This window comes from Sphingobacterium composti, assembly GCF_009829075.1.
Classification (GTDB): Bacteria; Bacteroidota; Bacteroidia; order Sphingobacteriales; family Sphingobacteriaceae; genus Sphingobacterium; species Sphingobacterium composti.
The window spans coordinates 1-570 of the sequence record NZ_WUQZ01000061.1; the positions used below are offsets into that span (position 1 = coordinate 1).

Here is a 570-nt window from a genome sequence, read left to right on the forward strand (position 1 = left end):
TCTTTCCATTGATGAAACCAGTCTTTCTCATGGTGAACTTTATACGGTGGTAACTAATAAAGAAGCTCACGGAAAGAAAGGGACTATAGTTGCAATTCTCAAAGGAACTAAATCCGATAGTATTATCTCTGTGCTTCAACAAATTCCACTCCGATTACGCAACAAAGTACGGGAAATAACACTTGACTTAGCTGGTAATATGGGGATTATAGCTAAGAAGTGTTTTGCTAATGCAGTGCAGGGTATTGATCGCTTTCATGTGCAGCAATTGGCAACTGAGGCACTTCAAGAAATCCGGATAAAACACCGTTGGGAAGCTATTGATGAAGAAAATATTGCCATTGAAGACGCTAAAAAAAGGAAAGAAACTTACTATCCAGAAATCCGGATCATGTACAAAACCTGTGGAGTAGAAGAAAAATAATCGGATATTTGCATTATTCTATTATTCAGATGCACGATTCATTTAAAGCTTTAATGCCTCTCATTATTCCAGAAGGGGTTTCCGATTATTTTGAAATGACCCATTATTCAAAAGGCGAATGTCGCTTGGATATATTTTTGGAAGAG

General features: G+C 37.2%; 1 protein-coding gene. It reads left to right on the forward strand.

Going from position 1 to position 570, the window contains the following annotated elements; genetic code table 11:
* Window positions 1-424: transposase (locus GOQ17_RS16050; RefSeq protein WP_236537183.1), on the forward strand; the 424-nt coding region annotated here is incomplete at its 5' end.
* Between the last annotated feature and the right edge of the window lie 146 nt (window positions 425-570).